Below are 24,851 nucleotides of genomic sequence, written 5' to 3'. Positions count from 1 at the left end.
CGCGAAAAAGGTCAGCTGGCTGCGGCGGCGAATTTCTGGCGGTGTGGCCTGGCGCGACGATTGGTGTTGCGGCGAATGATCTCGGCAACAAGGTCGGGGGCTTCCTCAGCCAGCATATGGCCGGCCTCCAGCACGTGGTGCACGTGAAAATGCGCCGGCAGGTCATCCGCCTGGGTAAAGGGCAGCACCGCATCGCTGATTCCCCATGCCACCATCACCGGCATGTTCAGTCCATCGAGGCGATCGTGCGGGATGACGCCTTGCCGACCGTCCACGGTCATGGCGGCTGCGATCTCGACGAGCTTTTCGAGTTGGCCGGGTCGCCTGCGCATTTCCCAAAGGGTGTCCACCGTATGTTCGAGCGGCGGGGCTGATGGTCCCGACATGACGGCGAGGCAGGAGCGGATCTCGGACCGATCCGCGGCTTCGGCATAGCGGCGCAACAGCGGTCCATTGATTTCGGGGCCAAGGCCGCCCGGCGCCAGAAGCGTCAGCGAGGCTATCTTTTCGGGCTCGGCCAGCGCCATCAGCGCCGCCACGGCACCGCCCATCGAGTGGCCCACGAGATGAACGCGCTTCAGGCGGCGCTCCGAGAGATCGGCGAGCACGGCCTTGGCTGCCACCCTGGCGGGACCGGCGGCGGGAAAATCGAGCGACAACCCGTGCCCAGGCAGATCATAGGCCAGCGTATGCGTGGAAGGCGTCAGGGCGGAAATCACCTCGTGCCATACATCATGGCAGCCGCCGAAACCGTGCAGCAGGACGATGGCCTTCGAGCCAACACCCTCTTCGGCGGCAAAAAGTGATGCGGTCATGAAAGCTGATTTTTTGTTATTGCAGAATGCGCGACACCCAATGGTGGCTGAATTGCTCCTAGTCCAACGTGATGACCAGTAAAATTTTCGCGATTTGTACGGTTGTGTACAGAACCTGGCGACCAATCGGCAATCTGCGATGGAGCGCAGGAAATCCATCGGGACGCGGCGCAGCCAGTGCGCGGACGTCGATGGTGTCAGCTTGGGCTGCCGAGCCCGGCAGCGCGGAGTGCCTGGACCAGCCGGTCGGTCAGGTCGGCCGGATATTTCCGCTCGACGAAAGTCGCCCGCGGATCGGCGGCAAATTTGGGGAACTCGGTGGTCAGTTGTTTCAGCAGCGTGCTCACCAGATGATCCTGTCCGGCAGCCTTGGCGCCGACCAGCCGCGCCGCCAGATAGTGTGATTTCGTTGCCGTCGTTCTCAATGCCATGCTGGCCGCGACCGCCTTGTTCATGTCGCCGAGCATGAACTCACCGACGAACAGCCCGTAATCCCACCATGTCGGGTGCCCGCTGAAGGTCTCCACCGCATGATCGAGGATCGGCGTTCCTTCAGCATATCGTCCGGCGAAGATCAGCCCGTAGCCGTAAGCGGCGGCCATGCCGAGATCGTAGGGGTTGAGTTCATAGGCCTTGCGCATCCAGCGGATCGCTTCGTCCGTATTGCCGAGGCGCGAACTGACATAGCCGTAGGAGCGATGCGCATAAGGGCTGGTCGGACCCATCTGCACGCCGCGATGGGCAAACTCGACGGCTGTCTCAATCGTCGCATTGGGCGGATAGGCGTAATGATCGGACACCGCCTCGAGATGCAGGGAAGCAAGCTCCGAATAGACGAGCGAGGACTTGGTTCCACCATTGGCCAGCTTCTCGAGGCATCGGTAGGCTGCCTCATGGGTCCTGGCGTTCTGGTCGAGGTAATATTTGCCGTTGAGCAGCAGGCATTGCGTCAGACCGTTTGGCGTGCCGGTCTGCTCGATATAGTTGTAGATGGTGCCGGAGGCGGGGAGTGCCGAGCTAAGCATATCGGCGATACGGTCTTCGACCGCTGCAGGTGCGCTGTCGGCGGGGGTGAGATTGCGCGATAGAAGCACCCGTCCGGACGCCATGCTTTGCAGTTCTATGGTGATGTCGCCCGCGTCCGGTCCAGATAGGACGTCGAATATGAAGCTCGTCGCGTCGTCGGCCGGATCGCCGACGGTGTCGCGGCCGATGAAGTCAATCGTATCGAAGCCACTCAGGCCGGCGCGCAGCGATGCGGCGACACGGCTGGCGTCGGGGCCGTCAGCCTTGAGTCCGATATAGACTTGCGGCAGAGCGTCAGCCCTTGCCGATGCCGTGATGCTTGCAGTTGCGCCAGCGATCTCCGGCATTGCCGAGATGTCGCCGCCTGCCAGCAAGGCAGTGCTGCCCTGGCGAAGGATCAGTACGCCCAGCATGGCGATGACCAAGGCGATCGCCATCCAGAAAAAGCGGAGATGGCGCGCCACCGAGGGGGCAGGCGAAGACGGTACGGAAGCCAGAGACATCGCCTCCAGCATGCCCGTGCCGGCTTCGTTTGACCGATCGGTGGATGCGGCGCCGTCCAGCCTGAGTTCGGGAACAGACTCGGCAATATCCGGCAGGCGGATCGCGTTCAATTCATAGGCAGGAACATAGCCGCCGCGCGGAATGGCGATGCGGACCGGCTCGGCAATTCCCTCATTGGCAAAATAGTGCTGCAGAAGCTCGCGCAGCCTGCCTGCCTGCACACGCACCACGGCATCGGTGGACGGATCGAAGTCGCCGTCCTTGCCGAAAACATCCATGGCAATGGAAAAGCCCTTGAGCCTGTCGGCTTCGCCGGCCTGTTCACGTTCGACAAGATAACGCAGCAGCTTGCGCGCGCGTTCGGATCGGCCGAACGTTTGGCTGGCAAGCAGTCGCTCCAGTGTCTCGCGCACTGCGGGGGCGGCAGGCGTGGCATGCTGCAAGTGTCGATCCTCTCGAAGTCGGCACAGGTTGAGGCGCGATCATATAGGTCCCGCACCACCACACAAGTATACACCCCGTTATGCGATCACGTACCCACCGGATAATTCCGCGGTGGTTAATGGCCCGAAAGATCGGAACCGATCACCAGATTGGGACGGTTCCGATCTTTGTTCCCGCCGGGCGTCAGCCGGCTTTTTAACCGACGATACGGTTCGCGGCAGACATCACTGCTTCCAGCGAGGCAGCGACGATGTTGGTGTTGATGCCGGCGCCGAACAGCTTGCCCTGGGGATATTCCATCTCGACATAGGAAATGGCCGACGCGTTCGAGCCGCGCTGCATCGAGTGCTCGGAATAGTCGAGCACCGACATCTCGACACCGACATGGAGCGACAGCGCATTGACGAAGCCATCGATCGGGCCGGTACCCGTGCCTGTAATCGTCACTTCCTTGCCGTTGTCGAGGATGACCGCCTCGACGACGCGCCGGCCCTTGATCTCGGTGCTGGGATAGGTGTGGTGATCGAGGAATTTCAGCCGCGCGCCGGGCTGGTCGACATAGGTCTCGATAAAGCGCTCGTAGATGCGCCTGGCCGGCACTTCCTTGCCCTCGGCATCGGTGATCGCCTGGATTTCCTGGCTGAACTCGATCTGCAGATTGCGCGGCAGGTTGAGGCCGTAATCTGCCTGCAGCACATAGGCGATGCCGCCCTTGCCGGACTGCGAATTGATGCGGATGATGGCTTCGTAGCTGCGTCCGACATCGGCCGGGTCGATCGGCAGATAGGGCACTTCCCACAGGCTCGTATTGGCCTTCTTCAGCGCCTTCATGCCCTTGTTGATGGCATCCTGGTGCGAACCGGAAAAGGCGGTGTAGACGAGTTCGCCGACATAGGGATGGCGCTCGGGGATCTTCAACTGGTTCGAATATTCGTAGACGTCCTTCATCCGGTTGATGTCGGAGCAATCGATCAAGGGATCGACACCTTGCGTGTACATGTTCAGCGCCAGCGTGACGATGTCGACATTGCCGGTGCGCTCGCCATTGCCGAACAGCGTGCCTTCGACGCGGTCGGCGCCGGCCATCAGGCCGAGCTCGGTGGTGGCTATGCCGGTGCCGCGGTCATTGTGCGGATGCAGCGAGACCAGCAGGTTTTCCCGGTTGTCGAGGTTGCGGCACATCCACTCGATGCGGTCGGCATAGATGTTGGGGGTCGACATCTCGACCGTCGAGGGCAGGTTGACGATCAGCTTGTTGTCCGCCGTCGGCCTGACGATCTCGGTGACGGCGTTGCAGATCTCCAGCGCCACTTCGAGTTCGGTGCCGGTAAAGCTTTCCGGCGAATACTCGAAACGAAAGCCTCCGCCGGCCTTGGCCGCCATGTCGGTGATCATCTTGGCGGCGTCGGTGGCGATGCGCTTGATGCCGCCGACGTCTTTTTCGAAGACGACGCGACGCTGCAGCTCGCTGGTCGAATTGTAGAAATGGACGATCGGGTTGGTGGCGCCCTTCAGCGCCTCGAAGGTGCGGGTGATCAGCTCCGGCCGGCACTGCACCAGCACCTGCAGCGAGACATCGGCGGGCACGTCGCCTTCCTCGATGCACCAGCGGGCAAAGTCGAAATCGGTCTGCGAGGCCGACGGGAAGCCGATCTCGATCTCCTTGAAGCCCATGTCGAGCAGCAGGCCGAACATGCGTGCCTTGCGCTCATGGCCCATCGGATCGATCAGCGCCTGGTTGCCGTCGCGCAAGTCAACCGAGCACCAGATCGGCGCCTTGTCGATCACCTTCGAAGGCCAGGTCCGGTCGGTGAGGCCGACGGTCGGATAGGGCTGATATTTGCGAGCCGCGTCGGGCATCCCTTTGGCCGAATCCGTGTCGGCTACCGCGGCATCGGAGCGGATTTCTTCTCGTGCGTTCATCGTCGGTTCTCCCGGCGGCTCATGGATCCACCTTCGGTGGATTGATGGCGAGCGGCGCCTTTACCAGAATTTCGTTCGCTTGATGTGATTGCCAAGGAGCATGCGCTTGCGCGGCGGTTCGACCGCCGGGCGCTCCTTCAGCGAACCCGGCGATCGCCGATAAGGCCGAGAAGAAGCAGGGTCGAAGCCAGCGCGCGCACGGCCTCGCCGGAAAAACCGGTCGAACGGGAAGCGTTGGTGGCGCGCGTGTTCATGGCGGTTCTCTTACAGGAGCCGCTTGTGAGAGGCAAGTGGGGGCCGCGTGGCGGGCCGTGATCTGTCGGATGTTGTCCCGAACATGCGCGCTCTTCCCCACGCGCGGCAAATGCGCCAGACTCGGGCATCGACAGGGTTTCGATGCCCCTGTCGCGGGAGGGGTCGTTCATGAATTTCGTGTTCTTCTCGCCGCATTTTCCCGCCAACGGCGCGGATTTCTGCGACCGTTTGAAGAAGGCCGGGGCCAGGGTGCTCGGTATCGGCGACGCGCCCTATGACGCGCTCGACGCCAAGCTGAAAGCAGCCCTTTCGGAATATTACCGCGTCGCCAACATGGAAGACTACGATCCGGTGTTTCGGGCGATGGGGCATTTCGTCCATAAATGGGGCCGTATCGACCGTTTTGAATCGCTCAACGAACATTGGCTTGAGCTGGAAGCCAACATACGCACCGACTTCAACATCTACGGCACCAAGCTCGATTTCGTGAAGAACCTGAAGCGCAAGAGCCGCATGCGTGCCTTCTTCCGCAAGAGCGGCGTCGACACCATCGCGCAGCGCAAATGCTCCGACCGTGCCGGGGCCATGACTTTCATCCGGCGCGTCGGCTACCCCGTCGTGGTCAAGCCCGACAGCGGTTCCGGCGCATCGAACACCTTCAAGATCTCCAACGCCAAAGAGCTCGACCAGTTCTTCCGGGACAAGCCCGAGGACGTGACCTTCGTCATGGAGCAGTTCATCGAGGGGCTGGTGGTGACCTTCGACGGGCTGGTCAACCGCGACGGCGAGGTGGTGCTGGCGGCCAGCCACCGCTACGACCAGAGCGTCATGGAGGTGGTCAACAAGGACCGCCATATGAGCTACACCTGCTTTCCCAGGATCAGCCCGGCGGTCGAGGAGGCCGGCCGCAAGATCCTGAAAGCATTCGACGTGCGCGAACGCTTCTTCCACATCGAGCTGTTCGAGACCAAGGACGACCGGGTCATCGCGCTGGAGGTCAACATGCGCCCGCCCGGCGCCTGGATGACCGATGCGATCAACTACACGTTCGACATCGATGTCTACGCGGCATGGGCCGACATGGTGGTCAGGGATGCCGCCGGCGGCCCTTACGAGGGGAAGTATTTCACCGCCTATGCCAGCCGCAAGCGACGCCTCCACTATTTGCACAGCCATGAGGACGTGCTAGCCGCGCAGCGTGACAAGATCGTCCACCATCAGGCCATCGAAGAGGTTTTCAGCCGCGCCATGGGAAATTACGCCTACCAGATGCGCTCGAAGGACGAAGCAGCGTTGCGTGCAGCGGTCGCGTACATCCACGCTGAAAAGGCGTGAGGCGATGGACATTTCCTATCACAAGAATTTCTCGAGCCAGCTCGGCCGCGACATGGAATACAAGCGCTACGGCCATGCCGGCCGGCCGGTGGTGGTGTTCCCGACCTCGCAGGGCCGGTTCTACCAGTTCGAGGATTCCGGCGGGGTGGGCGCACTGGCCGAATTCATCGACACCGGCCGCATCCAGCTGTTCACGGTCGACGGCGTCGATTCTGAATCCTTCTTCGACAAGCATGCCGACGCCGCCCACCGCATCGCCCGCCACGAGGCCTATTTCCGCTATGTGCGCGAGGAGGCGCTGCCGGACTTCCTGTCCACAGCCGAGCAGGCCAATGGCGGGCGCAAGCTGAAGCCGCTGTTCTCGGGCTGTTCGATGGGCGGCTATCACTCGTCGAACTTCGTCTTCCGCTTTCCTGAACTCGCCAGCGGCGTCATTGCCCTGTCGGGCGTCTATTCGGCGCGCGACTTCTTCGGCAAAGCGCTCGAGGGCGACATTTTCTACAACTCGCCGCTCGACTATCTGCCCGGCATCGTCGATCCCAAACTGCTGGCCCGGCTGAAGGCGCTCAGGCTGATCTTCTGCTGCGGCCAGGGCGCCTGGGAAGAGCGGATGCTGGTCGAGACGCGCAAGTTGGAACAGATCCTGCGCGACAAATCCATTCCCGCCTGGGTCGATTATTGGGGCGGCGATGTCAGCCACGACTGGCCATGGTGGCACAAGCAACTGGTCTATTTCTTCGGCCGTTGGCTGGATGAGGACCTGATGCACAGGCTCGACTGACAGCGGGGCTCGTCCGCTGACAGCTACCCTTCCTGGCCTGCCGGCAGAGCGACGGTCTCGTGTTCCGACGCCGATCCGCGACGCAGGCCAAGGAAGACGACGATGGCGGTCATGACGGTGATTGCCGCCAGCACGATCAGCAGCCTGTCGAACGCCGCCTCGTAGGCCTGGACCAGAACAATGGCTCCAGCCTGGGGCAGATGTTGTGCTGCTTCGCCGAGATTGCCGGTCACCAGCAGTTGGGCTGCCGCTGCTGCCTGCGTCGAAGATGCCGTTCCCTGTGCGGCGAGATGCGCGGCGGTAAAGCCGGAAAGGGTCGCCATGACGATCGCCAGCGCCACGCCCTCGCAAGCGACGCGGGTGGTGTTGAAGATGCCGACCGCCATGCCGGCGCGCTCTCTCGGCACGACACTGACGGCGAGCCCGTCCATCAATCCCCAAGGCAAAGCGATGCCGACGCCGATCAGCATCAGCGGCGCCACCAGCGCACTATCGACCGGTGGTGTCAGGCTTAGCCAGACAAGCCCGGCGGCAGCGACGAGCAGGCCGACGCCGCAGATCGTGGCCGGCGCGATCCAGCGCGCCAGCTGTCCGGCGAGCATCGGCAGGATCAGCAGCGGGCCTGATAGGCAGATCATCAATTGCCCGGCCTTGATCTCGCTCATACCCTCGATGCCGATGAAGCGGATCGGCAACAGGACGAGCAGGACGACGAAGGCGTAAGCGGGTGCCGCAGCCAGAAACTGGACGCCGACGAAGCGGGGATAGGCAAACAGCGTGAGATCGAGCATCGGCCGTTGTGCTCGCCGCTCGACAACGACGAAGGCGACAAAACAGATGGCAGAAGCGGCCAGAAGGGAGACGACGAGGGGATCGGCCCAGCCGCTCTGCGGGGCCTGGAGCACGCCATAGGTCAGCGACGCCAGCGCGATCGTGAAGGTGCCGGCTCCCGCCCAATCTAGGCCCGTCGCATCCGGGTCGCGCGATTCCCTGATGGTGCGCAGGCCGAGCATGGCGGCGGCAATCGCGAGTGCTGCAACCAGAAGAAAGATCGACCGCCAGCCGAATGCAGAGATGAGCAGGCCCGACGCGATTGGGCCGAAGGCGAGGCCGATACCGAAACTGGTGCCGAGGAAGCTGAAGGCGCGCAGCCGCAACGGCCCTTCGAATTCCTGGGCAAGTGCCGAGGCGCCGCCAGCGAAGGCGGCCGCACTGCCGATACCCTGCGCGGCGCGGAAAATGTCGAACCAGATGATGTCCGGCGCCAGCATCGCGCCCAGCGACGCCAGGACATAGAGGGAGAGGCCGACGAGGAAGAGGCGCTTGCGCCCATGATTGTCGGCCAGAGCGCCCGACGCCATCAGGGTGGCGCCGAAGGTCAGCATGAAGGCGTTTGTCACCCAGTTGAGCTCGATCGGACTGCCGCCGAGATCGGCCGCGATACGCGACAGAGCGACGGCCGGACCGGTGAAGGTCAAGGGCATCGTCATCGCGGCAAGGCACACGGACAAGAGCACGAGCCATCTCTCGGCAGAGCCGGTTGTGGTCCTGGAAGTCATGGATTTCCCTATCTGAAACAGTACTCGCCGGTGGCCCGCGCCATTGCGGAGCCGGTCGTGATGACAAGATAGGTCGTCGGCATTTCAGGAAAAATGGTGTTATATCTCCTGGTATATCGGACTGAAACGCTCGAATGGAATGACGCAATGGATCGTCTCAACGGGCTCCTGGCCTTCGCCCGCACCGCCGAATTCGGCAGTTTCGTCGCCGCCGGGCGGGCGCTTGGCATCTCGGCTTCCGCTGTCGGCAAAAGTGTCGCCCGGCTCGAGCAGGAACTCGGCGTGCGGCTCCTGCAGCGCAGCACGCGGCGCATTGGCCTGACGGAAGAGGGCAAGCTGTTCAACGAGCGGGTGCGCCGCATCCTCGACGACATCGACGATGCCGAGGCGATGCTGTCGCAGACACGGGAAACACCGCGTGGGCGGCTGCGCATATCCACCCCGATCGTCACCTATCATCTGCTGCTGCCGGTGCTGTCGGAGTTCATGGCACGCTATCCCGAGATCGAGCTCGACATCGATTTCAACGACCGGATCGTCGACGTCATCGACGAGGGTATCGATGTCGCGATCCGCAGCGGCGAACTGCCGGATTCGCGCCTTGTGTCGAGACCCGTTGCGCCCTTTCGCATGCTGCTGTGCGCGGCGCCCTCCTACCTGGACCGCCATGGCGCCCCCAGCGTGCCGGCTGATCTCATCAGACATTTCGGCATAAACTTCCGCTTCCTGAACAGCGGCAGGCTGCTGGAGTGGCCGTTCACTACCGGAAGCGCCGAACCGCAGATCCGCTCGATGCTGACCTGCAACAACATGGAAGCCTTGAAGGGCGCCACGCTCGCCGGCCTCGGCATAGCTTGCATGCCGGATTTCCTGGTGCGCGAGGCGCTGCACGAAGACAGGCTGCGTACCGTCCTCGATGGTCATGTCGACGGCCGTGGCCAGTTCCGGATGCTGTGGCCCTCCAATCGCCATCTGTCGCCGAAGGTGCGCGTCTTCGTTGATTTCCTTCCCGAGCGACTTGCTGCGACAAGCGGCTCGTAGCCAACTCATCGAATAAATATGATTATTATTGTCATGTTTATGTGGAAACATCGGAGCGGCTGTGGCATGCCGCTGACGGTGAGGGTGCCGCGCGGCGCCTTGCCCGAACCGTTTCGAAGGACTTGAGCGATGGACCAACTTAGCGCGCAAACCCGGATCAGCGACGCGGCGATCAGATCGGTGATGGACCGGCTGCGCGCAGAGCACAGCGAATTCGAGATCGACACTGGCGTTGCCGACCAGTGGGAGCTCCGCCTCTACTACGGCTCGTTGAGCGCTACGCTCGATGATGAAAGCGTGCTGATCCGCGTCGCGGCGACAGACGAAACCTGCCTGTCCTACATGAAGATGACGGTCGCCGGCCATGTCGCCGAACATCTCGGCACGACCAAGGGCATCCATTGGCAAGGCGACGGCAGCGACGCCGGTACTCCGGTCTTCTTCCGCGAGATCACGGTGATGTCGTCGACGCGGATATCGGCGCATATGCAGCGCCTGCGCTTCGCCGGCAAGGATCTCGGCCGATTTAGCCATGGCGGCCTGCACATGCGGCTGCTGCTGCCGCCGCCTGGCCGCCGGCTGGTTTGGCCGACGATGGGCGCTGACGGCTTGATCGTCTGGCCTTCTGGCGACGATGCGCTTGCTGTGCGGGTCTACACGATCCGGGCGCTGGATGCCGCAAGCGGTTGGCTCGATGTCGATTTCGTGTTGCACCCCGGCCAGAACACGCCCGCCGCCACATTCGCGCAAAACGCACGGGCGGGAGACGTCATCGGCATGATCGGACCCGGCGGCGGCGACGCCCCGGTGGCGCAGACCTTGCTTCTGCTCGGCGACGACACCGCGCTGCCCGCCATCGGCAGGATTTTGGAGCATCTGCCGCCATCAACACGTGCCGAGGCGCTGATCGAGGTCGATAGCCCGGATGACCGAATAGCGCTGGCGCAAGGGGACAATATCGACATCACCTGGCTTTACCGGCGCGGCCTCGAGGCCGGCACCGCGGGCCTATTGTCGACCGCCTTGCGTGAGCGCAATCACATGGCGCTTGCCGACGGCCTGTACGTCTGGGCAAGTTGCGAATTCGGCGATTTCCGGGAGATACGCAAGATCGTGCGCAAGCAGTGGGGCCTGCCGCGCGACCGGCACCTGGTTACGGCCTACTGGCGTCGGGATGCGCATAGCGTGGGCGAGGGCGGCGAGGACTAGTCGCTGCTTATTGCCTGACGCTTCTGGCCACCAGCCGAGCGACGCTCGGGCCGACCAGCAGCACGATCAGGAAGCGTGCCGATTGCAGGGCCATGACGAAGGAGATGTCGACGTTCTGCGCGGCGGCGGCGATGATGGCGATGCTGTCCATGCCGCCGGGGCTGGTCGCCAGATAGGCGGTCAGCGGATCGATGCCCAGGAGATGGCTGATCAGGAAGGCAAGGCCGCCGCAAAAGGCGATCAGCGCCACGATCGAGGCGATGATCTGCGGCAATGCGCGCGTTGCATGGCGCAGGATCGCCGTTGTGAAGTTCAGGCCGATCGACCAGCCGACCATGGCGTAGCTGACGGCCAGCAGCCATTGCGGCAATTGCATCTCCACGCCCAAGCCAAGATGGACGACGGTGCCGAAGATAAAGGTGCCGAGGAAGAAGGGCGAGGGCAGCCGGAAAATCTTTCCCGACAGGCCGCCAACCAGCGCGATGCCGATGGTGGCGGCGAAGGCCTGGCGGTCGATCGGCGGAAACCAGACGATGGGCGGGATTTCGACGCCCGAGGTGTCGACCCACATCTTGGCAACGAGTGCTGCGGTCATCGAGACGAATATGACGCGCAGATATTGCATGAAAGCGACGAGGCGCTGGTCGGCACCGAAGGCACCGGCCATCAGCACCATGGCGGTGGCCGCACCCGGCGACGAGCCCCAGACGGCGGTGGTGCCGGGCAGGATGCGCCAGCGGCTGATCAGCCAGCCGAGCAGGCTGGAGGCAGTGACGGTCGCCACCACGACGCCTAAAAACAGCGGCCATTCCTGGTAGAAGACCGGAAAGATGTCGGCCGAGATCGAGCTGGCGACGAGGCAGCCGACGATCGCCTGGGCGGCGCCAAACAGAAGACGCGGCACACGCACCGTGGCGCCATTGGTGCCGGCGACGATGGCCGCCAGCATCGGTCCGATCAGCAACGCCGCCGGCAGGGTGGCGAGTTCCAGCGCGCCGGCAAACAGCAGGGAAACAACCAGCAGGGCAAGCCACTGCCAGAGCTTGCGCATCCGCGCCATGCGCTCGAGTGTGGGCAGGTCCGGGGATGGCTGCTCGGCCGAGGAATCCATGTTTCGGTCTTAGACTTGAAGCGGGACGATGCGAACCCCCGCTTTGCCGAAAAAGGAAGCTGTGTGGCGCGCGAGTCACGCAGTTTACCAAGGTGTCAGAGCTTTCGGATAGGACCGGGATAACGGGCGACAAGATCGTCCATCGTCAGCAAGGTAATCCCCTCAATGGTTGCCTGGGCGACCAGGATTCGATCGAAGGGATCCTTGTGGATCGCCGGAAGTCCGTCGATGGCGAGGGCATGTTCACTGGTGATCGGCAAGTCGTGATAGCCATTGTCGAATAGGCCTCGCCGGAGCAAACGGGGATCGACCTGGAAATCATCCCGTCCCAGTCCTCGTTTGATTGCGATCTCCCAAAGGCTGGCGGGACTGAACAGCAATTCGTTCTCGGGGTCCTCAATCTCGGCGAGAGCCGCAGGTGTTAGCCGATCCGGTTCGCCAGCCGCCCACAGCAGCAAATGGGTGTCGAGTAGCAGTTTCAAGTGTTGACACCGAACAGTTGCTCAATCTCCTCGCCACCCATGCGGTCGAAATCGTCGGGAACGGAAAACTGGCCGGCCATAAAACCGACCCTTCGCGCCTGCGACGAGGCCGGCTGATCGATAGGCACGACTTTCACCAATGGTTTGCCCGCCTTGGCGATGATGAACGGCTCACCTTTGGCAGCTCGGTCAACGAGACGTGAAAGATTGGTCTTCGCATTGTGGATGTTCACGGTCTGCATCGCAGGTTTCTCCAAGTGGACTTAGTCCACAGAGCTTAGTCCATTTTCAGAGAATTACAAGTGGAGCGCGATGACTGGCAAAACCCGGGGTCGAGATTGTTCACCTGTCGATATTGCACCCTGGAGTGCGAACCTCGCCTCGGCATCAAGCCGTGGGCGGATCACCCCGTCTTGCCGTCAGCCAGCCCGAAGCCGCCGACGGGATGGGTCTCGACCTGGAATTCGAAGCCGGCGATGAATGGCCGCGCCTTGGCGATCGCCGCCTGGACTTCGGGAAGCTGCAGCGAGGCCTTGTGACTTTCGGCGTCGGTCCACACTTCGGTGACCCAGATCGCGTCGGCATCGGCGGGGTCGCGGGCGATGATATAGCTCAGGCAGCCTGGCAGGGCGCCTGTACTGTCGCGCAGAAGGTCCATGACCGCGTCGCGCTGGCCGCGCGCCGCCCGCATCTTGCCGATCAGTCCGTACATTCCGTTGTCTCCCTTTGAGGTTTTCGACAAGAACATGCAGACCGCCAGTATGCCGGTAGCCGTTCAAGGCATCAACTGGCCGCCATTCACCTCGATCACCTGGCCGGTGATGTAGCCGCTGAGAAGGTCCGAAGAGAGGAACAGATAGGCGCCGACGCAATCCTGCGCCGTGCCGGCGCGTCCCTGCGGAATGGTGGCGACCATGCCCTTCATCTGCTCGTCGGTCGAATAGCGCTCGTGGAACGGGGTGAGAATGGTTCCGGGCGCTACCGCGTTGACGCGGATGCCGAAGCCGATCAGTTCCTTGGCCATGCCGCGCGTCACATTGGAGACGAAGGCCTTGGCCGAGCCGTAAAGCCCGGCGCCGCCGCCGGCGCCGTTGCGCGCGGCGATCGAGGAGGTGTTGACGATGAAGCCGCCCTGTTTCTTCAGCCACGGGATCGCCTTGCGCGAAGCAGTCAGCACCGAGCGCGCATTGAGGTCCATCACAGCGTCGTAATGCGCCTCGGTCTGCTCGGCATAAGGGATGCGGCCAAGCATGCCGCCGGCATTGTTGACCAGCCCGTCGAGGCGGCCGAAATATTGCGCGCTGTCTTCGACGACGCGCTCGACATCGGCGGCAACGGAAAAATCGCCCTGAACGAGAAACACCTCGCCGCCCTTGTCGGCAATCGTCAGGCCGAGCTTCTCGGCGGCGTCTTGACTCGAATTGTAGTGCAGCGCCACCTTGCATTTCTGCGCTGCATAGGCCAGCGCGAGCGCCGCTCCGATGCCGGTCGACGCACCGGTGACCAGCACTGCCTTGCCGGCAAGATCGGGTATGCTGAGTGTGGTGGCTGGCACGGTTCTTCCTCCGGGAGGTCTGCCTGTCCTTCGTAGGCCCTTGCCACCCCGGTGTTCAAGCCTTTGAGCAATTCAAGGAAACGTGTGGAGCGGTTTCCCGGCAAAGCGAGTAGCGCTTTCCCTCGGGAATTTGCGCCCAACAAACCGCTCTACGGATGCAGATAGGCGTAACCCTGGCCTTGCAGTTCGGCGAGTTTGACGACGCCGCCCTTGTCGGCGGCATGAAACCCGGCGAGCAGGTCGGGGAGCGAAATATCCATGCCTTGCATGGTGTTGGCGCAGGCATGGGGTTCCAGCCCCTGCCGCACCAGGCCGGCGAAGCGCCCGGAAATCGCGGCCGATATGCCTTTCGACTTGAAGGCCGCGAGCGCGGGACCATGCACGACCAGCACGATGTCGACATTGCCGCCGGTGCCCTCATAGTGGTTCTTGATGTTGCCGAGCACGAAATTGACCTTGTCGGTGTCGCTCAAGTGGTAGGCGACTTTTTGCCTTGCGGGCTCGGTGGCGGCTGCCTGTGCTGCCCGCAAACCGAGAAGCGTTCCGGTTCCGGCAAGAACCGCGCGGAACATATCGCGCCGACGCATGGAATCCTCCTCCGCTTGGCGGCCCGCCGCGAATTGCGTGGCTGCGGCCGCAATACTAGCATAAATTGGCGTTGCGTCCTGTCGATGCGGAGGAGAGATCACATGGCGTTCAGGGCAGGGGAATGGAAGACAGTCGCCGGCGCCGGGTTTGGCGCGGCGCTGCTTGGCTTGCTTGCCGGATCGGCCTCCGCCGACGATGCGCTGAAGCTCACCGAACTCAGTCCGAACGGCGCTGATGCCTGTTTCGGCCGCGTCTATGATGCGGGGCATCTCAAGGCGCACCCGAAGCAGAAGGTGACGCGGATCTTCTTCTACTACGGCCATGATCCGGTCAGCCGGCCGAACGAGGAACCGACCGTGAATTCCGACACGTCCTACAATGCTTTCATCGCCACCACCGTGCGCGGCGCCAAGTCGCCGGAATGGGCCGGCGGCTGGTGCAATCATGCGTCAGAGGACGGCAAGACAGGCCCGGTTCATTGCGGCATGGAATGCGACCGGACGCTTGCGTCGCTGAAGGTCGACGACAAGGGCCGGCTGTTCCTCTCGGATCTGCAGCCCGACATCTATCTCGATGCCGGTTCGGAAGAAGAGCTTGGCGCTGCGGAATATAGCAGGCAGGCACTCGGCAAGGATGACGACAATTTTCGCCTCGACCCGATCCCAGCGGCGACCTGCAAGGCGGAGTTCGCGCGCATCGATCCGGTCGACCCGGCGCTAGGCCCGCCGCTGCGCGAGCGGCTGAAGCCGGACCAGGCCTTCTGCTATGGGCGCGACTACGATGCAGCGCATCTCGGCTCGCACCCCGATCAACTCACCCGGTCGATCCGGGTTTTCCGCGGCAAGGTAGAGCTGGCGTCCTTCGCCTCGGGTGGCGACGCCGCCAACTGGCCAGACGGCGCCGACATTGCCGTTACCGTCACCACACGGCAGAAATCGGCTGAGGTTACGCAGACCTATTCCTGCCAGGGCGAAGCCGATCAGTGGCGCTGCGCGGCCAGTTCGAAGATGAGCGATTCTTCCTGCGACATCGCGCAGAAGGAGATTTTCCTCAAGCGTGGCGCCAATGGCACGATGATGCTGGCCAACCCCAACAGCGCGCTCGCGATCGTCGACCTGTGTTCGAAGGCCGCCGACGGCAAGACGAAATCCGACGACAAGGTCTACCGGCTGCAGCCAATGCCGCAATCGGCCTGCTCGCCTTGAGCTTCAATGGAGGGCGCGAATGGATAAGGCAAAAGTCTTTTGGTCTGGCGGATCGCAAGCAGTACGCATGCCGAAGAAATACCGTTTCGATACCGGCGAGATTTCAATCCGTCGCGAGGGCCGAGCGGTCGTTCTCGAACCGCTTGCGCAGGATTGGGTCTGGCTCGACAGTTTGACCGGGCCACTTGACGACGATTTTGTTGAGGCAGCTTTGGAAGGCCGATAGAGACTGGCGGCGCAGACCATAGGATCCATGCGTGACATCTGAGCGCTGCTGCGGTGCAGAATTCTGTTCCGCTGCACTCTACGAAGGTCGCGGCATGGATCCTCGGGTCTCCGCGACGGAGCTTCGCTCCTGCTTCGCCCGTGGATGACGAAGTCGAGAAGCTTCGGTTAATTTTCCCAAGTCGCTACAGGAAATCGCCTCAGGCGAACGGCACGGCCGTCGTGCCCTTCGGCAGCTTGGCCTCGTCGTCGGGCTCGACATGGATGGTGACGCGCACCGAGGGGATTTCGGCCTTCAGCGCGTCCTCGATGCGGTCGCAGATGACATGGCTGGCGCCGACCGACATGTCTGCGTCGACGACCAGATGAAACTCGATGAAGGTGGCGCGGCCGGCGATGCGCGTCTTGAGGTCGTGCACCTCGAGCGCGCCCTTGCAATTGGCCGAGATGACGTCACGGATGCGCATGTGTTCCTGGGTGTCGACGGCGCGGTCCATCAGGCCGTTCATCGACGAGCCTATGACATGCCAGCCCTGCCACAGGATGTTCAAAGCCACGAGGACGGCAAGTGCGGGGTCAAGGATCTGCCAACCGGTCAGGATCGCTCCGACCAGGCCGCCGAAGACGCCGATCGAGGTGACCACGTCGGTCATGATGTGGTTGCCGTCGGCAACCAGCGCCGGTGATTTCTCCGCCCTGCCGGCGCGGATCAACGTCCAGGCCCAGAAGGCGTTGATGACCGTAGCGACGCCGTTGACGGCAAGACCTTCCCAGGGCTGTTCGAGCGGTGCCGGGGTCTGCCAGTGGCGCCAGACCTCGTTGAGGATCAAAAGGGCGGCGAGCACGATCAGCACGCCTTCCAGCACCGCCGAGAAATACTCGGCCTTGTGATGGCCGAAAGGGTGGTCCTGGTCGGCCGGCTTGTGGCTGACCTGGATCGCCCAGAAGGCTGCAACCGAGGCAATGACGTTGACGATCGATTCCAAGGCGTCCGAGTAGAGCGCCACCGAGCCGGTGACGTACCAGGCGGCAGCCTTCAGCGCGAGCACGACAAAAGCGACGATAATCGACCAGAAGGCAAGATTGGCGATTTTGCGCTTCGCGGCCGCCTTGGCCGCGGTCGCCATCGTGTTCTCGGCTTCAGCCATGATCGTCAGGCGGCCTTTTCCTTGGCCTTGCGGGGCAAGTGGGCGACGATGTTCTCGATGATGCGCATGCCGGCATTGTGGCCGAGCGTCATGATCGATTCCGGGTGGAACTGTACCGCGGCGATAGGCTCCTTGCGGTGTTCGAAGGCCATGATTATGCCGTCCTCGGTCTCGGCTGTGACGATGAAATCGTCGGGCAGGCGCACCGGATCGGCAAAGATCGAGTGGTAGCGGCCGACGGTCACTTCCTTGGGCAGGCCCGAGAAGATGATGCCGGGCTTGGAGACCCGGATGCGCGACGGCTTGCCGTGCATCGGTATGTGCAGCTGCCGCAGTTCGCCGCCATAGGCCTCCGCCAATGCCTGCAGGCCAAGGCAGACGCCGAAGATCGGCAGTTCGCGGGCGCGCGCCTTCTTGATGGTTGCGGCGCAATCGAAGTCCTTCGGCGTGCCGGGGCCGGGCGACAGCACGACGAGATCGGGTTTCAGCCGGTCGAAGACTTCCTCAGGCACCGGCGAGCGAACGGTCGAGACGTTGGCGCCGGTCTGGCGGAAATAATTGGCCAGCGTGTGGACGAAACTATCCTCGTGGTCGACCAGCAGGATGTTGACGCCGTCGCCGACGCGCGCGGTGGTTCGCTCGGTGCTGGCGGAATTGCCTGTCTTGGCGTCGCGGATGGCGGAGAGCATGGCGGATGCCTTCAGTTCGGTTTCTGCTTCTTCTTCCTCGGGAATGCTGTCGAACAGCAATGTGGCGCCGGCCCGCACTTCGGCAATGCCGTCCTTGATACGGATGGTGCGGAGCGTCAGGCCGGTGTTCATGTCACCGTTGAAATTGACCATGCCGATCGCACCGCCATACCAGGCGCGCGGGCTCTTCTCGTTCTGTTCGATGAAGCGCATGGCCCACAGTTTCGGCGCGCCGGTGACGGTGACCGCCCAGGCATGCGACAGGAAGGCATCGAAGGCATCCATGCCTTCGCGCAGCCGGCCTTCGATGTGGTCGACCGTGTGGATCAGGCGCGAATACATTTCGATCTGCCGACGGCCAATGACGCGCACCGAACCCGGCTCGCAGACCCGCGACTTGTCGTTGCGATCGACGTCCGAGCACATGGTCAGCTCGGATTCGTCCTTCTTCGAGTTGAGCAGTTTCAGGATCTGCTCTGAGTCGGAAATGGCGTCGTCGCCGCGCTTGATGGTGCCTGAGATCGGGCAGGTCTCGACGCGGCGGCCGTTGACGCGCACGAACATTTCCGGCGAGGCGCCGATCAGATATTCGCCTTCGCCCAGATTGATGAAGAAGGAATAGGGCGACGGATTGATGGCTTTCAGCTTGCGCGAAATCTCGGATGGCTGCGTCTCGCAGCGCTCGTAGAACATCTGGCCGGGCACGACCTCGAACAGGTCGCCGCGCTTGAACGAATCCATCGCCTTGCGCACCAGATCCGCGTATTCGCCCGGTTCATGGTCGCCGCGCGGCGGGATGCGGTCAGGGCTCTTGAACGGCTCGGCGATTTCGTCGCGCGGCAGCCCTTCGGTCGAAAAACCCTCGCCGGCATAGTCATAGCGGTCGGTCCAGGCCTTGGCGGAATAATGGTCGACGACCAGGATCTCGTCGGGCAGGAAAAGCACCAGGTCGCGCTGGCTTGGCTTGCGCTCGAGCTTGTAGTCGACCGGGTCGAACTGGAAGGCGAGGTCGTAGCCGAAAGCGCCGTAGAGACCGAGATTGGCGTCTTCCTCGGTCCTGAACAGAGCGGTGATGGCGCGCAGCACCGTGAAGACTGAAGGGACGCGGCTGCGCTCCTCCTCGGTGAAGACACGGCCGGGCTTGGCGACATCGAGGCGGATGAGTGTCTTCGACGTCTCGGCGATGGTGACATCCGCCTGGCTGGCGAGCGCCTTGCCGATGACCGGCAGCAGCGCCTCGCCACGGCGGTTCAGCGCCTCGATGCGCATGGCACGGCCGCGCGCCGAGACGACCAGTGGCGGATCGATGATGGCGGTGTCCCAGCGCGTGTAGCGGCCGGGATATTCATAGTTCGAGGAAAATACAGCGCCGCGGCGCGAATTCAGGCCGTCAACGTAAGCGTCGATCGCGCCCGCATAGGGCCGGTCGTGGCGCGCGCGCGTGATGGTGATGCCACCCGCGGTCACGAAACTTTCCGCGCCGTTTTCCAGAAGCTTTATCGTCATTGCCGTCTCCATCAGCGTCTTGGGGCAACGGACCCGGGAATGGCTTGGAAAAAACAAATGGCCGCCCGGACTTTCCGTTGCGGCCACCCTCTCTTTTCACGCGCACGTGTTCGAACAGGCCGCTGTCAGCAGGCCCACCACCAAATGGTCTTGATCGAACGCATGTTCATGGCGAAAATCCATAGCCGCGAAAAACCGGATGCGCAACTGATTTGAAAAGCCTGTCCGGTGGCCGCCGCTTCAGCGTCTCATGGCACATCGCCAGGGCGGACAGTGCCGCTTAGACTGTTCCTCTAACAGCAGGAGACGGGAAAACACCATGACCGAGCAGATCGAGCGTGCGCGGACGTTCCATTCCCTCCACGTCAAGGGAAACCCGATCGTTCTCTACAACGTCTGGGATCCGGGTTCGGCCAAGATCGTCGAGAAAGCGGGCGCCAAGGCGATCGCCACCGGAAGCTGGCCGGTGGCTGCCGCGTTCGGCTATGCCGATGGCGAGAAAATCCCGCTGGAGCTGGCGCTCGACAACATCAAGCGCATCGTCACTGCCGTCGACCTGCCGGTGACCATGGACCTCGAGGGCGGCTACGGCGTCGATCCGGAGATTGTGGCTCGCACGGTGACGTTGGCGCTACGGGCCGGCGCTATCGGTTTCAATTTCGAAGACCAGGTTGTCGGCGGCACCGGCCTGCACGACATTTCTGTTCAGGTAAAACGCATCGAAGCTGCGGCAGCGGCCGTCAAGGCCTCCGGCATACCGGCGTTCATCAACGCCCGAACCGACATCTTCCTCAAGGCGAAACCGGATGCGCATGACGACGTCCTGCTCGACCAGGCCATCGAGCGCGCGCAGGCCTTCGAAAAAGCCGGCGCACACGGCTTCTTTGCGCCGGGTCTTGGCGATGAGGACCTGATCGAGACGCTTTGCAAGGCAATCGCGTTGCCGGTCAACATCATTGCGCTGGGGCACGTGCCGCCGCGCCAGCGGCTGGCCGAACTCGGCGTCGCCCGCATCAGCCACGGCCCGGTGCCTTACCGGCAGATGGCGGAATGGCTGGAGGCGAAGGCGCGACTGGCTATTTCGGGTTAAGTCAGTCCTCCAGCGTTCCCGACCGGGCGTCGGTGCTCTTCCTGTCGCCGACCAGCTTCAGAAGATCCTCGCCGGCGCGGATGATGCGGCGCGAGCGGCGGGTCAGGATGATGCCGTCCTGCGGCGCGAACACCTCGGTGCGGCCGTCGGCTTCACCCGGTGCATGGACGATGGTGGCGAGGCGCGCGCCCCTGGCGACGCGGTCGCCGGGTTTCACGTCGTAGAGCACGGCACCGGCCCGTGGCGCCGGCATCATGTCGATGTTTTCCAATGGCGCCACGAAGCCGGTGAAAGGACCCGGCGCGGGCAGGGTGCTATCGGCGATCACGCCGCGCGCCACCAACAGCCGGTAGAGGCCGTCGGCGTCGGCGGCGGCCAGGGCACCGTCGACATCGAGGATGCCGCGATATTCGACGGTGGTGGCGACGCGGCGGTCGAGCTTGGCCACATCGGCGGGGACGTTCTGGTAGGGCATGATCGAGGCGCCCTCGAAGGTGCCGTCGGTGTCCTCGCTCCACAGCACGACCGCGTCGACGCCCATGGCGGCGGCGCAATCGGCCATGGCAGGCCACAGGCTGGTGTGGACGTAGAGGTAGGCGAGGCCCTCGTCATCGCAGTGCAGGTCGAGCACGATGTCATGGCCGAGCGAGAGCTGCACCAGCCGCGTCTTCAGCCGCTGGTCGACGCTGCCAAGGGTGGTGTCGGGCAAGAGCGCTGTGTCGGGCGCGGTGAGTAGCGGAAAGCCGCGGTTGAAATTGGTGCGCGTGCCCAGATGGAAGCGGCCCTGATGCTCGCCGAAATGATATTGCGCCCGGCCGATCGGATTGGCCCAGGGCACGACGGTGAGATTGCCCTTGATGCGGCCTTCGGCCTCCGCTTTGGCAAGCATCGGCATCAGCGCGTCGATGGCGACGACGCCCGGCAACTCGCCGGCATGGAGTGCCGCCTGTAGGTATGCCGAAGGAGCAGCCTTGTCGGAACCAGTGAAGCGGAACAGCGGGAATTCGTAGGAAACCCCTTCGCTTTCGCCGGCGATGCGCTCGATCGATTTCTGCATGACTTCCTCCATCAAGAGCGAGAGACATGCGATTTGAAGGCGCCGATGTCGATTGGTCCAGCCCGCCGCGCTATGGGCGCAAGAGGCTATTCAGCCGGAAGCGGGATGACCGGCGCGCGCCGGTCCAGCGCCTGCGACAGCACGGCGACGGTGACCGCCAACAAAGCGAGTGCTGCGCCGACCAGCGGCAAATTGGCATAGGAAACACCGGCGGAAAGGGCAACGCCGCCGATCCAGGCGCCGCTGGCATTGCCGACATTGAAGGCGCCCTGGTTCAGCGTGGCGGCGAGGTTCGGTCCCTCGGAGGCCGCCTCGACGACCCGGATCTGCAGCGGCGGCACGACGACGAAGATGAGCAGGCCCCACAGGAAGACGATGCCGACGGCAACGCTGGCGATTGCGCCGAACTGCCTGAAGCCAACGAAAAGCAGGGCCATCAGCAGCAGCGTGCCGATCACTGTCGGCATCAGTTTCCAGTCGGCCAGTCTGCCGCCGATAATGTTGCCGATGGTCATGCCCGCGCCGAACAGCAGCAGAACCCACGTGACTGCCGAGGTCGACAAGCCCGATACCTCGGTGAGGTAGGGTTTGATGTAGGTGAAGACGGTGAACAGGCTTGCGGAGGTCAGCGCCGCGATCAGCATGGCCAGCCAGACCTGCAGCTTGCCCAGCACGCGCAGCTCGCCGCGCAGGCCGCCACCGCTTGGCTGGGCGACATCGGACGGCACCAGCCAGGCGATCGCTGCCACCGAGATCAGGCCGATACCGACCACGGCAACGAAGGTGGAGCGCCAGCCGAACGCTTCGCCAAGTGCGGTTCCGGCGGGAACACCCAGGATGTTGGACAGCGTCAGCCCGGCGAACATCAGCGCGATGGCGCTGGCGCGTTTGTTGCGCGGCACCAGGCTGGCGGCAACGACCGAGCCGATGCCGAAGAAGGCGCCATGGCCGAAAGCGGTGAAAACGCGCGCGGCCATCAGCGTCCAGTAGTTGGGCGAGATGGCGCAAAACAGATTGCCGATGACGAACAGGACGGCCAGCCCGACCAGCACAGGCTTACGCGGCAAATGCGCGGTGGCCATCGCCACGATCGGCGCGCCGAAGACGACGCCCAGCGCATATCCGGTAACCAGCAGGCCGGCAGAAGGGATCGATACGCCGAGGTCGGCTGCGACCTCGGGCAGCAGGCCCATGATCACGAATTCGGTGGTACCGATGCAGAAGGACGCAATGGCAAGCGCAAGGATCGGCAAGGGCATGGGGCGTCCAGACTGAATCGGTTCAAATTGAGACTGCGCGAAGGACGCCACCGTGCGCAAGCTGCATTGCTGCATCGCAGCGATGCAGAAAAGGAAGAGCTTTGAAATGGGTCGCTAACAGGCTGTCAAACCAGCGGCTTCAATTCCTGGGCAATGGTTGGCAACAGCTCCGAGACATTCGGGTGGATGTGCACGGCACGCGCCAGCGTGTCGACGGGCGCCTTGGCGTACATCAGGTCGAGTACGCTATGGATAACCTCGTCGCCGCCGGGGCCGAGCACCGAGCAGCCGAGGATCTGCCTGGTGTCGGCGTCGACCAGGATCCTCATGAAGCCCTGCGTCTCGCCCTTTTCGATAGCGCGGCCGACGCGGGTCATCGGCCGCTGGCCGACCAGCGCGCGACGGCCGGATTTCTTCACCGCGGCCTCGGTCATGCCGCAGCGGCCGAGCGGTGGGTCGATGTAGAGCGCATAGGCTTCGATGCGATCACTGACCTTGCGCGGATCGTTGTCCAGCAGGTTGGCGGCGACGATCTCGTAGTCGTTGTAGGAGGTGTGGGTGAAGGCGCCCCTGCCGTTGCAGTCGCCCATCGCCCAGATGCCGGGCACGCTGCTGCGCAACTGGTCGTCTACAGAGACGAAGCCGCGCTTGTCGACCTCCACGCCAGCCCTCTCCAGGCCGAGGTCATCGGTGTTGGGCGTCCGCCCCAGAGCCAGCAGCACGTGCGAGCCGACCGCCGGCGGTTTGCCGGCGGAGAAGGTTACGGCAATGTCCTGGCCCTGTCTGGCGAAAGCGATGTCGTCGGCGCCGACATGGACCGTGATGCCCTCGTTTTCGAGGATCGACAGGATGGCGGCGGAGACATCCTCGTCCTCGCGGCCGGTCAGGCGTGGGCTCTTCTCGATGACGGTAACTTCGCTACCGAAGCGGCGGAACATCTGTGCGAATTCGAGCGAGATGTAGCTGCCGCCGACGACGATGAGATGGCGCGGCAGCACGTCGAGATCCATCATCGAGGAATTGGTCAGATAGTCGATGTCGTGGATGCCAGGCAGGTCTGGGACCGAGGCTCGGCCGCCGGTGTTGAGGAAGATCTTTTCGGCGGTCAGCAGATCGTCGCCGACGCGCACCGTGTTGGCGGATTCGAAACGCGCATGGCCGCGATAGAGGGTGCATTTGTCCATGCCGGCAATCCAGGTCTCGAGATTGGTGCGGGCGTCGATCGTCACCTTGTCCTTGCGCGCCTTGATCCTGGCATAGTCGACGCCGACGGGGCCACTGAGCGTCACGCCATAGTCGGCGGCGCGGCGCGCAAGATGCGCGGCGTAGGCGCTGGCGACCATGGTCTTGGTCGGCATGCAGCCGGTGTTGACGCAGGTGCCGCCGACCAGCTTGCGCTCGATCAGCGCCACGCTCATGCCGGCGGCCGTCAGTCGGCCGGCCAGCGGAGGGCCAGCCTGTCCGGCACCGATGATGATGGCGTCGAAGGTTTTCGTCGTCATGCCACCGCCGCTACGATCAGCAGGCCGCCGATGATCGCCACCGCGTCCTCGATGAAGGCGGCGGGCGGATCCTTGCCGAAGGCGGCTGCGAGCCGGCCGCGAGCTTCAGCGCCGCCCAGCGTGCCGATGACGGCGCCGATGGCGCCGGCAATCAAGCCGCCGATGGTGGCACCGCCTGTCGCGCCGATCACCGCGCCGGTGAAGGCGCCCATGACGATGCGGGCGCCGAATTGCTGCGGCACTTTACGGCTCGGCGTCGACGGCAACTGGTCGGTGACCAGTTCGACGATGGCCAGGATGGTGAAGATGCCGACAGCCGCCCAGTGACTCATGAAGCTCGCCCAGGTGCCGGCAACCGGCAGCCAGCCGAGATAAGCGCCCCAGGCAACGGCAGCCGGCGCCGTCATGGCGCGAAGACCGGCAACGACGCCGATCAGAAGTGCGAGAATGTAGAGCATGGTCGATCCCCCTCGATCACCGGGCCAGGACGGCCTTGAGACGCAGGCTACCATAGGTCCAATATTTGACCAGTACTTGCATCG

Annotated in this window: 24 protein-coding genes; 8 read left to right on the top strand and 16 right to left on the bottom strand. The window is 63.4% G+C overall.

All coding sequences use genetic code 11. The features are described 5' to 3' along the window. Window positions 1-11: 11 nt before the first annotated feature. The 3 genes from NP503_RS25175 to leuA form a co-directional block, all read right to left on the bottom strand. The gene (locus NP503_RS25175; RefSeq protein ID WP_127267384.1) at window positions 12-815 is read right to left on the bottom strand and encodes an alpha/beta fold hydrolase; all 804 of its coding nucleotides are present in this window, start codon (window positions 813-815) and stop codon (window positions 12-14) included. 197 nt (window positions 816-1,012) lie between these two features. Continuing rightward, window positions 1,013-2,788: a M48 family metallopeptidase gene (locus NP503_RS25170; protein WP_127267381.1), complete on the bottom strand. Its 1,776-nt coding sequence runs from the start codon at window positions 2,786-2,788 to the stop codon at window positions 1,013-1,015. Between the two features lie 196 nt (window positions 2,789-2,984). Next, on the bottom strand, window positions 2,985-4,712 hold the full coding sequence (leuA, locus tag NP503_RS25165; RefSeq protein ID WP_127267382.1) for a 2-isopropylmalate synthase: 1,728 nt from the start codon (window positions 4,710-4,712) through the stop codon (window positions 2,985-2,987). 423 nt (window positions 4,713-5,135) lie between these two features. Between leuA and NP503_RS25160 the strand changes: the two genes are divergently transcribed. Continuing rightward, window positions 5,136-6,302: an ATP-grasp domain-containing protein gene (locus NP503_RS25160; RefSeq protein WP_127271680.1), complete on the top strand. Its 1,167-nt coding sequence runs from the start codon at window positions 5,136-5,138 to the stop codon at window positions 6,300-6,302. 4 nt (window positions 6,303-6,306) lie between these two features. After that, window positions 6,307-7,083, top strand: a complete 777-nt coding sequence (locus tag NP503_RS25155) for an esterase family protein (protein WP_127271710.1) — start codon at window positions 6,307-6,309, stop codon at window positions 7,081-7,083. Between the two features lie 23 nt (window positions 7,084-7,106). Here the strand turns inward: NP503_RS25155 and NP503_RS25150 are convergent, their stop codons facing one another. Beyond that, on the bottom strand, window positions 7,107-8,642 hold the full coding sequence (locus NP503_RS25150; RefSeq protein ID WP_127271712.1) for an MFS transporter: 1,536 nt from the start codon (window positions 8,640-8,642) through the stop codon (window positions 7,107-7,109). 147 nt (window positions 8,643-8,789) lie between these two features. Here NP503_RS25150 and NP503_RS25145 point away from each other — a divergent pair, with 147 nt between their 5' ends. Further along, window positions 8,790-9,683, top strand: a complete 894-nt coding sequence (locus tag NP503_RS25145; protein WP_127269787.1) for a LysR family transcriptional regulator — start codon at window positions 8,790-8,792, stop codon at window positions 9,681-9,683. A gap of 129 nt (window positions 9,684-9,812) precedes the next feature. Then, a complete protein-coding gene (locus tag NP503_RS25140; RefSeq protein ID WP_127269789.1) occupies window positions 9,813-10,892 on the top strand; it encodes a siderophore-interacting protein in 1,080 nt (359 codons plus the stop codon). A gap of 7 nt (window positions 10,893-10,899) precedes the next feature. Here NP503_RS25140 and NP503_RS25135 read toward each other — a convergent pair whose 3' ends face one another. The 6 genes from NP503_RS25135 to NP503_RS25110 form a co-directional block, all read right to left on the bottom strand. Beyond that, the gene (locus tag NP503_RS25135) at window positions 10,900-12,003 is read right to left on the bottom strand and encodes an AbrB family transcriptional regulator (RefSeq protein WP_127271715.1); all 1,104 of its coding nucleotides are present in this window, start codon (window positions 12,001-12,003) and stop codon (window positions 10,900-10,902) included. 95 nt (window positions 12,004-12,098) lie between these two features. Beyond that, window positions 12,099-12,485, bottom strand: a complete 387-nt coding sequence (locus NP503_RS25130) for a type II toxin-antitoxin system VapC family toxin (protein ID WP_127270551.1) — start codon at window positions 12,483-12,485, stop codon at window positions 12,099-12,101. Continuing rightward, window positions 12,482-12,727: a type II toxin-antitoxin system Phd/YefM family antitoxin gene (locus tag NP503_RS25125; RefSeq protein WP_056595839.1), complete on the bottom strand. Its 246-nt coding sequence runs from the start codon at window positions 12,725-12,727 to the stop codon at window positions 12,482-12,484. Before NP503_RS25125 ends, NP503_RS25130 begins: the two co-directional genes overlap by 4 nt. 161 nt (window positions 12,728-12,888) lie before the next feature. Continuing rightward, complete coding sequence (locus NP503_RS25120) at window positions 12,889-13,197, bottom strand: putative quinol monooxygenase (RefSeq protein ID WP_023809886.1); 309 nt, start codon at window positions 13,195-13,197, stop codon at window positions 12,889-12,891. A 63-nt stretch (window positions 13,198-13,260) separates the two neighbouring features. Then, on the bottom strand, window positions 13,261-14,040 hold the full coding sequence (locus tag NP503_RS25115; RefSeq protein WP_127270549.1) for an SDR family NAD(P)-dependent oxidoreductase: 780 nt from the start codon (window positions 14,038-14,040) through the stop codon (window positions 13,261-13,263). 149 nt (window positions 14,041-14,189) lie between these two features. Continuing rightward, window positions 14,190-14,627: a DsrE family protein gene (locus NP503_RS25110; RefSeq protein WP_127270547.1), complete on the bottom strand. Its 438-nt coding sequence runs from the start codon at window positions 14,625-14,627 to the stop codon at window positions 14,190-14,192. Window positions 14,628-14,729: 102 nt separating this feature from the next. Here NP503_RS25110 and NP503_RS25105 point away from each other — a divergent pair, with 102 nt between their 5' ends. Together NP503_RS25105 and NP503_RS25100 are read left to right on the top strand one after the other, a co-directional pair. Next, complete coding sequence (locus NP503_RS25105; protein WP_127271717.1) at window positions 14,730-15,833, top strand: hypothetical protein; 1,104 nt, start codon at window positions 14,730-14,732, stop codon at window positions 15,831-15,833. 19 nt (window positions 15,834-15,852) lie between these two features. Next, complete coding sequence (locus NP503_RS25100; protein ID WP_032808618.1) at window positions 15,853-16,059, top strand: antitoxin; 207 nt, start codon at window positions 15,853-15,855, stop codon at window positions 16,057-16,059. Between the two features lie 199 nt (window positions 16,060-16,258). Here the strand turns inward: NP503_RS25100 and NP503_RS25095 are convergent, their stop codons facing one another. After that, window positions 16,259-17,206 carry a cation diffusion facilitator family transporter gene (locus NP503_RS25095; RefSeq protein WP_127271270.1) on the bottom strand — a complete coding sequence of 316 codons (948 nt, stop codon included), beginning with the start codon at window positions 17,204-17,206 and terminating at the stop codon, window positions 16,259-16,261. Window positions 17,207-17,211: 5 nt separating this feature from the next. Then, window positions 17,212-19,401 (bottom strand): anthranilate synthase, encoded by a 2,190-nt coding sequence (locus NP503_RS25090; RefSeq protein ID WP_127271719.1) that lies wholly within the window; start codon window positions 19,399-19,401, stop codon window positions 17,212-17,214. A 39-nt stretch (window positions 19,402-19,440) separates the two neighbouring features. Here NP503_RS25090 and NP503_RS25085 point away from each other — a divergent pair, with 39 nt between their 5' ends. Continuing rightward, window positions 19,441-19,617, top strand: a complete 177-nt coding sequence (locus NP503_RS25085) for a hypothetical protein (RefSeq protein WP_164767439.1) — start codon at window positions 19,441-19,443, stop codon at window positions 19,615-19,617. Window positions 19,618-19,720: 103 nt separating this feature from the next. Beyond that, entirely contained in the window at window positions 19,721-20,491 is a 771-nt protein-coding gene (locus tag NP503_RS25080) for an isocitrate lyase/phosphoenolpyruvate mutase family protein (protein ID WP_127273278.1), read from the top strand. Between the two features lies 1 nt (window position 20,492). On the opposite strand, the gene NP503_RS25075 is transcribed toward NP503_RS25080, so the two are convergent. The 4 genes from NP503_RS25075 to NP503_RS25060 form a co-directional block, all read right to left on the bottom strand. Then, the gene (locus NP503_RS25075) at window positions 20,493-21,548 is read right to left on the bottom strand and encodes a succinylglutamate desuccinylase/aspartoacylase family protein (protein ID WP_127272312.1); all 1,056 of its coding nucleotides are present in this window, start codon (window positions 21,546-21,548) and stop codon (window positions 20,493-20,495) included. Between the two features lie 86 nt (window positions 21,549-21,634). Continuing rightward, window positions 21,635-22,807: an MFS transporter gene (locus NP503_RS25070; RefSeq protein ID WP_127272313.1), complete on the bottom strand. Its 1,173-nt coding sequence runs from the start codon at window positions 22,805-22,807 to the stop codon at window positions 21,635-21,637. A gap of 125 nt (window positions 22,808-22,932) precedes the next feature. Beyond that, window positions 22,933-24,309, bottom strand: coding sequence for an FAD-containing oxidoreductase (locus tag NP503_RS25065; protein WP_127272314.1), 1,377 nt, complete (start codon window positions 24,307-24,309; stop codon window positions 22,933-22,935). Then, complete coding sequence (locus tag NP503_RS25060) at window positions 24,306-24,767, bottom strand: DUF4126 domain-containing protein (RefSeq protein WP_127266540.1); 462 nt, start codon at window positions 24,765-24,767, stop codon at window positions 24,306-24,308. Before NP503_RS25060 ends, NP503_RS25065 begins: the two co-directional genes overlap by 4 nt. Window positions 24,768-24,851: the final 84 nt, after the last annotated feature.

Origin of the sequence: Mesorhizobium sp. SEMIA396 (assembly GCF_024518615.1) — a bacterium.
Lineage (GTDB): Bacteria > Pseudomonadota > Alphaproteobacteria > Rhizobiales > Rhizobiaceae > Mesorhizobium.
This window is presented reverse-complemented; position numbering and strand designations above follow the sequence as displayed.